We start from the raw sequence: 6,848 nt of genomic DNA, 5'->3' as shown, positions 1-6,848 counted from the left end.
TCCCCCAGAAGATTCCATACCCCAATAGGAAACGACCAAACAGTGGGGGAAACGCCCCCCCTACACACGAGGCCCGAACAGACGACAACGATGTCGAGGTGAACATGTACAACTGGATCGACGCCCTCGCCGACCTGCAAGACCAGGGGGAACCCTGCGTCCTGGTGACTATCATCGAAGAGCTTGGCTCGACGCCGCGCAATGCCGGCTCGAAGATGGTCATCAGCGCCCGCCAGACCTTCGACACCATCGGTGGCGGGCATCTGGAATACAAAGCCATGCAGATCGCCCGCGAAATGCTCGCCAGCGGCAAGCAGGACACCCACCTGGAGCGCTTCAGCCTTGGCGCCAGCCTCGGCCAATGTTGCGGCGGCGCGACGGTATTGCTGTTCGAACCCATGGGCCAGGTCCAGGCGCAGATCGCCGTGTTCGGCGCCGGCCACGTCGGCCGCGCACTCGTACCGCTGCTGGCCGGCCTGCCCTGCCGGGTGCGCTGGATCGATTCGCGGGAAGAAGAGTTCCCCGAACAGATCCCCCACGGCGTACGCAAGATCGTCAGTGAAGAGCCGGTGGACGAAATCGACGACCTGCCCGCCGGCAGCTACTGCATTGTCATGACCCACAACCACCAACTCGACCTCGAACTCACCGCCGCGATCCTCAAGCGCAACGACTTCGCCTACTTCGGCCTGATCGGCTCGAAGACCAAACGGGTCAAGTTCGAACATCGCCTGCGCGACCGCGGTTTCGACAGCAGCGTGGTGCAACGCATGCGCTGCCCGATGGGCATCGGCGAAGTCAAAGGCAAGCTGCCTGTGGAAATCGCCATCTCCATCGCCGGCGAAATCATCGCCACCTATAACGCGAATTTCGGCCAGCACACCGCCAGCGCCGGATCGATTGCCAAACTGCTGCCCGCTTCGCGCCGCAGCCAAGCGTCCAATTGATAAGACTGAGAACCGGGAATCCCATGCCTTTGACTCGCAAAGCCTACCGCGCCGCCATCCTGCACAGCATCGCTGACCCCGCCGAAGTGGGCATCGAAGCCTCTTACGAGTACTTCGAAGACGGCTTGCTGGTGGTTGATAACGGCAAAATCAGTGCCCTGGGTCACGCCAGTGAACTGTTGCCGGCCCTGCCCGCCGATATCGAAATCACCCATTATCAGGACGCGCTGATTACCGCAGGCTTCATCGATACTCACATCCACCTGCCACAAACCGGCATGGTCGGCGCCTACGGCGAGCAACTGCTGGATTGGCTCAACACTTACACCTTCCCGTGCGAAAGCCAGTTTGCCGATAAAGCCCATGCCGACGAAGTCGCGGACATCTTCATCAAGGAACTGCTGCGCAACGGCACCACCACCGCCCTGGTATTCGGCAGCGTGCATCCGCAATCGGTGAACTCGTTCTTCGAAGCCGCGCAACAACTGGATCTGCGGATGATCGCCGGCAAGGTGATGATGGACCGCAACGCCCCGGACTACCTGACCGACACCGCCGAATCCAGCTACCTCGAAAGCAAGGCGCTGATCGAGCGCTGGCACGGCAAGGGTCGCCTGCACTACGCGGTTACCCCGCGCTTCGCCCCGACCAGCACCCCGGAACAACTGACCCTGGCCGGCCAGTTGCTGACCGAATACCCCGATCTGTACATGCAGACCCACATCAGCGAAAACCTCAAGGAAATCGAGTGGGTCAAGGAACTGTTCCCGGAGCGCAAGGGCTACCTGGACGTCTACGATCACTATCAGTTGCTCGGCGAGCGCTCGGTGTTCGCCCACGGCGTGCACCTGTGCGACGACGAATGTGCGCGCCTGGCCGAAACCGGCTCGGCGATTTCGTTCTGCCCGACCTCGAACTTCTTCCTCGGCAGCGGCCTGTTCAACCTGCCGATGGCCGAGAAGCACAAACTGAATGTCGGCCTGGGCACCGACGTCGGCGGCGGTACCAGTTTCTCGCTGCTGCAAACCCTCAACGAAGCCTACAAGGTCATGCAACTGCAGGGTGCGCGCCTGAGTCCATTCAAGTCGCTGTACCTGGCCACCCTCGGCGGCGCCCGTGCGCTGCGTCTGGAGGACAAGATCGGCAACCTGCAACCGGGCACCGACGCCGACTTCGTGGTGCTGGACTACAACGCCACGCCGCTGCTCGGTTATCGCTTGAAACAGGCGAACAACATTGCCGAGACGTTGTTTGTGTTGATGACGCTTGGGGATGACCGGACGGTGCTGCAGACCTATGCGGCGGGGAATCTGGTGCATCAGCGGTAAGGTTTTACAGGCATAAAAAATCCCCCGTAGCCTTACAGCCCGGGGGATTTTTTTGCCTGTACTGCCGCCATCGCTGGCAAGCCAGCTCCCACAGGACTCGCGGTGGAACGCAAATCTTGTGAACCCCACAAATCACTGTGGGAGCTGGCTTGCCTGCGATAGGGGCAACACGGTCTATCAGATTTTCGCTGACGACCGCCCGGGCTTCTTGGTCTGCAACAAATGCGAGAACACCGCATGCAAATCATCCGACGCACTTTCTTCGTCGAGGTTGAGTTTGCTGTCGATGTGATCCATGTGATGCATCATCAGGTCCACCGCCAGCTCACCGTTGCGCGCTTCGATCGCGTCGATCAACTGGGTGTGTTCGTCGTAGGAGCAGTGGGAACGGTTACCGCTTTCGTACTGGGCGATGATCAGCGATGTCTGGGACACCAGGCTGCGCTGGAAGCTGATCAACGGCGCGTTTTTCGCCGCTTCGGCCAGTTTCAGGTGGAATTCGCCCGACAGGCGGATGCCGGCACCACGATCGCCACGAGAGAAGCTGTCGCGCTCGTCGTTGACCATCTGGCGCAATTCGGCGATCTGCTCGGCGGTGGCGTGCTGAACCGCCAGCTCGGTGATCGACCGCTCAACCAGACGGCGTGCGAAGAACACCTGACGCGCCTCATCGACGCTCGGACTTGCAACCACGGCGCCGCGATTGGGCCGCAGCAGCACCACGCTTTCATGGGCCAGACGCGACAGCGCTCGACGGATGATGGTGCGACTGACCCCGAAAATTTCCCCCAGCGCTTCTTCACTCAACTTGGTGCCGGGCGCCAGACGCTGTTCGAGGATGGCCTCGAAGATATGCGCATAGACAATATCGTCCTGGGTACCGCTGCGGCCGGCTTTGCCTGCTCGCGGTTGTTTCTTGAGGGGTTGCAACTGTTCGTTCATGGGCACTCGAGTCGGGAGAACTGCGGCGAATAGACCGTGACTGTAATACGGCACAGTGGGTCGCTGGCAAGTATCGCGTAAAAAACACTGCGATTGTACACAATGGATGGTGGCAACACGACTGTACGGCTGTTTGCCGCCTCCGCTGTATAGCAACGCCTGCTTAGATTTGAGTTTAGGCTTAAACCCCCTCTCTGTAGGAGCGAGCATGCTCGCTCCTACAGAGGAACAATCTTCAGCAGAAACAGGAACACCGCCGTCATGAACGACGCCACCCACACCCAACTCCGTCCATTGGCCGATACCTCACCCTCGGCCATCGTCGCCGGCTTCATCGCCATGATGACCGGCTACACCAGCTCCCTGGTCCTGATGTTTCAGGCCGGACAAGCAGCGGGCCTGACCAGTGGGCAGATTTCGTCATGGATCTGGGCGATTTCCATCGGCATGGCGGTGTGCTCGATCGGCCTGTCGTTGCGCTATCGCACCCCCATCACCATCGCCTGGTCGACCCCGGGCGCAGCGTTGCTGATTACCAGCCTGGGCGGCGTGAGCTATGGCGAAGCCATCGGGGCCTATATTACCTGCGCGGTGCTGGTGACGATCTGTGGCCTGACCGGTAGCTTCGAGCGCTTGGTCAAAAAAATTCCCGCGTCACTGGCGGCGGCGTTGCTGGCAGGGATTCTGTTCAAGATCGGCAGCGAAATCTTCGTCGCCGCCCAGCATCGGACCGCGTTAGTGCTGGGCATGTTTTTCACTTATCTGATGGTCAAACGCCTGTCGCCGCGCTACGCGGTATTGGGCGCGTTATTGATCGGCACGGCATTGTCAGGACTCATGGGACTGCTGGACTTCAGCGCGTTTCAGCTGGAGGTGGCCACGCCGGTCTGGACCACGCCGCACTTCTCCCTCGCCGCCACGATCAGCATCGGCATTCCGTTGTTTGTGGTGGCCATGACCTCGCAAAACATGCCGGGCATCGCCGTGTTGCGCGCCGATGGTTACCACGTGCCGGCCTCGCCGCTGATCACCACCACGGGAATCGCCTCCTTGTTGCTCGCGCCATTCGGCTCCCACGGAATCAACCTTGCGGCCATCAGCGCGGCAATCTGCACCGGGCCACATGCCCATGAGGATCGCAACAAACGCTACACCGCGGCGGTCTGGTGCGGCGTTTTCTACGGGATCGCCGGTGTGTTCGGCGCGACATTGGCAGCCTTGTTTGCCGCGCTGCCCAAGGAACTGGTGCTGTCGATTGCCGCCCTGGCATTGTTCGGCTCGATCATCAACGGCCTGAGCATTGCCATGAGTGAAGTGAAGGAACGGGAAGCGGCGCTGATCACCTTCATGGTCACGGCATCGGGACTGACGCTGTTTTCCATCGGATCGGCCTTCTGGGGGATTGTGGCGGGGGTGGTGACGCTGGTGATATTGAACTGGTGCAAGGCCTGAATAACTTCACAAAAAAACGGCGACCCTCGGGTCGCCGTTTTTTCAGAACATCAAGCTACCGGATTGATCGGCTTTTCCGGGTACCACACGTCCAGCAGCGGGCTGACTTCAACGCTGGTCAGCTCGGTACGGCCCTTGAGCCAGGCTTCAACGGCTGCACGTTGTTCTTCGGTCACCGAACCGCGCTTCTGCAGGCAAACCAGACCGTAGTCGTCGCCGCCAACATAACCCAGGCCGTTGGCTTCCATGGCCTCTTTGAGGAACGCATCGAGGAAAGCATCAATGGCTTCGTCAGCCAAATCTTCTTTGAAATCCAGGTTCAGTTCGAAACCCAGCTCTTGAAATTCATCGACGCACAGTTTTTTGCGCAGACGCTGGGAACGGTTAGTCGCCATTGGAACAATCCTCTTAAGTAATTACGGCCGGCACTTTAGCAGTTTAAGCCGCCAATTGCCCGCCTCTGAACGGTGCGCACCCTACCGCCGGTAAAAAAACAGCCGATAACAGGACCAAGGCACGGCACAAGACACAATACCTTGGGGCATAATGCCGACACTTTCATGACCGCTAAGGGCTTTTATGTTCATGCCCTCGTCTTTTTCCCCTCGACTGCAGGGTTTTATTTCAGATGATTAAATCGTTACGTCCATTGCTGCTGGCCAGCCTTCTATTCCCGCTGGCCCTTCCCGTTTCCGCCGAACCGATCAACACCGCCTTGTCGCCCAACGTTGAAAAAGCCCTCAAGGCCAGCAAGTTGCAGGACAACGCCCTGTCGCTGGTGATGATTCCTCTTAACGGCCCCGGCACACCCACCATTTTCAACGCCGACGTGTCAGTCAACCCGGCTTCGACCATGAAACTGGTCACCACCTACGCAGCCCTGGAAATGCTCGGCCCGAACCACCAGTGGAAGACTGAGTTCTACACCGACGGCACCCTCAGCGGCGGCATCCTCAACGGCAACCTCTACCTCAAGGGTGGTGGTGACCCGAAACTGAACATGGAAAAACTCTGGCTTTTGATGCGCGACCTGCGCGCCAATGGCGTGACCCAGGTCACCGGCGACCTGGTGCTGGATAAAAACTTCTTCGTGCAGCCGCAACTGCCTGAGTTCAACGACGACGGCAACGACGAGAACAAACCTTTCCTGGTCAAACCCGATGCCTTGCTGGTCAACCTCAAGGCCCTGCGCTTTGTTGCGCGCAACGACTCGGGCAAGGTGCTGGTGTCGGTGGAACCGCCCATCGCCAGCATCCGCATCGACAACCAGGTCAAGGCGCTCAACTCCAAACAATGCACCGGCGGCGTACGCTACAACCCGGTTCCCCAGGCCGATGGCAGCGTGACGGTCACGGTCGGCGGTCAGTTGGGCGAAGGTTGCAGCTCGCAGACTTATCTGTCGCTGCTAGACCACGCCACCTACACCGCTGGTGCCGTGCGCGCGATCTGGAAGGAACTGGGTGGCAGCATTCAGGGCCGGGATGTGCTGGCGCCAACGCCGAAAGATGCAAAGGTACTGGCACGGGCGTTCTCGCCGGACCTGGCGGAAATCATCCGCGACATCAACAAATACAGCAACAACACCATGGCCCAACAGTTGTTCCTGAGCCTGGGCCAGAAATACCGCACCGATGCCGACGCCGACGACGCCAAGGCGGCCCAGCGCGTCGTGCGTCAGTGGCTGGCCAGAAAAGGCATCACCGCGCCGCACCTGGTGATGGAAAACGGTTCCGGTCTGTCCCGCTCCGAACGCGTCAGCGCCCGGGAAATGGCGTCGATGCTGCAAGCCGCATGGCGCAGCCCCTACGCCGCCGAGTACATCAGCTCGATGCCGATTGCCGGTACCGACGGCACTATGCGCAAACGCCTGAAGACCACCGCGATGCGCGGTGAAGCCCACGTCAAGACCGGCACCCTGAACACCGTGCGCGCCATTGCCGGCTTCAGCCGCGACGTGAACGGTAATACCTGGGCGGTGGTGGCGATCCTCAACGACAAGGCGCCGTTCGGTGCATCGTCGGTGCTCGATCAGGTGCTGCTGGACCTGTATCGCCAACCGAAACTGCCGCAGACGGCTTCGGTGTTGTAAGCACACCACAAACTACTGTGGGAGCGAGCCTGCTCGCGAAGACGGCAGCACATTCAACATTGATGTGACTGATAGACCGCTTTCGCGAGC

The 6,848-nt window shown here is 60.0% G+C and carries 6 protein-coding genes; 4 read left to right on the top strand and 2 right to left on the bottom strand.

What is annotated here, in order from left to right:
• The first annotated feature begins 104 nt into the window (after nt 1-104).
• Together xdhC and guaD are read left to right on the top strand one after the other, a co-directional pair.
• Nucleotides 105-947, top strand: coding sequence for a xanthine dehydrogenase accessory protein XdhC (gene xdhC, locus ACSFE6_RS30665; protein WP_435431122.1), 843 nt, complete (start codon nt 105-107; stop codon nt 945-947).
• Nucleotides 948-970: 23 nt separating this feature from the next.
• A complete protein-coding gene (guaD, locus tag ACSFE6_RS30660) occupies nt 971-2,275 on the top strand; it encodes a guanine deaminase (protein WP_435431121.1) in 1,305 nt (434 codons plus the stop codon).
• A 177-nt stretch (nt 2,276-2,452) separates the two neighbouring features.
• On the opposite strand, the gene ACSFE6_RS30655 is transcribed toward guaD, so the two are convergent.
• Nucleotides 2,453-3,217 carry a GntR family transcriptional regulator gene (locus ACSFE6_RS30655; protein WP_435431120.1) on the bottom strand — a complete coding sequence of 255 codons (765 nt, stop codon included), beginning with the start codon at nt 3,215-3,217 and terminating at the stop codon, nt 2,453-2,455.
• Between the two features lie 261 nt (nt 3,218-3,478).
• Here ACSFE6_RS30655 and ACSFE6_RS30650 point away from each other — a divergent pair, with 261 nt between their 5' ends.
• Entirely contained in the window at nt 3,479-4,669 is a 1,191-nt protein-coding gene (locus ACSFE6_RS30650) for a benzoate/H(+) symporter BenE family transporter (protein WP_435431119.1), read from the top strand.
• Nucleotides 4,670-4,719: 50 nt separating this feature from the next.
• On the opposite strand, the gene ACSFE6_RS30645 is transcribed toward ACSFE6_RS30650, so the two are convergent.
• Complete coding sequence (locus ACSFE6_RS30645) at nt 4,720-5,064, bottom strand: YggL family protein (RefSeq protein WP_435431118.1); 345 nt, start codon at nt 5,062-5,064, stop codon at nt 4,720-4,722.
• A 233-nt stretch (nt 5,065-5,297) separates the two neighbouring features.
• On the opposite strand from ACSFE6_RS30645, the gene dacB reads away from it, so the two are divergent.
• On the top strand, nt 5,298-6,758 hold the full coding sequence (gene dacB, locus ACSFE6_RS30640) for a D-alanyl-D-alanine carboxypeptidase/D-alanyl-D-alanine endopeptidase (RefSeq protein WP_435431117.1): 1,461 nt from the start codon (nt 5,298-5,300) through the stop codon (nt 6,756-6,758).
• Nucleotides 6,759-6,848 lie beyond the last annotated feature (90 nt).

Source organism: Pseudomonas baetica (genome assembly GCF_051216495.1).
In the GTDB taxonomy this organism is placed as follows: Bacteria; Pseudomonadota; Gammaproteobacteria; order Pseudomonadales; family Pseudomonadaceae; genus Aquipseudomonas; species Aquipseudomonas baetica_B.
This window is presented reverse-complemented; position numbering and strand designations above follow the sequence as displayed.

Coding starts and splice junctions, on each gene's coding strand:
- xdhC (WP_435431122.1), top strand. CDS start 105: ATGTACAACTGGATCGACGCCCTCGCCGACCTGCAAGACCAGGGGGAA.
- guaD (WP_435431121.1), top strand. CDS start 971: ATGCCTTTGACTCGCAAAGCCTACCGCGCCGCCATCCTGCACAGCATC.
- ACSFE6_RS30655 (WP_435431120.1), bottom strand. CDS start 3,217: ATGAACGAACAGTTGCAACCCCTCAAGAAACAACCGCGAGCAGGCAAA.
- ACSFE6_RS30650 (WP_435431119.1), top strand. CDS start 3,479: ATGAACGACGCCACCCACACCCAACTCCGTCCATTGGCCGATACCTCA.
- ACSFE6_RS30645 (WP_435431118.1), bottom strand. CDS start 5,064: ATGGCGACTAACCGTTCCCAGCGTCTGCGCAAAAAACTGTGCGTCGAT.
- dacB (WP_435431117.1), top strand. CDS start 5,298: ATGATTAAATCGTTACGTCCATTGCTGCTGGCCAGCCTTCTATTCCCG.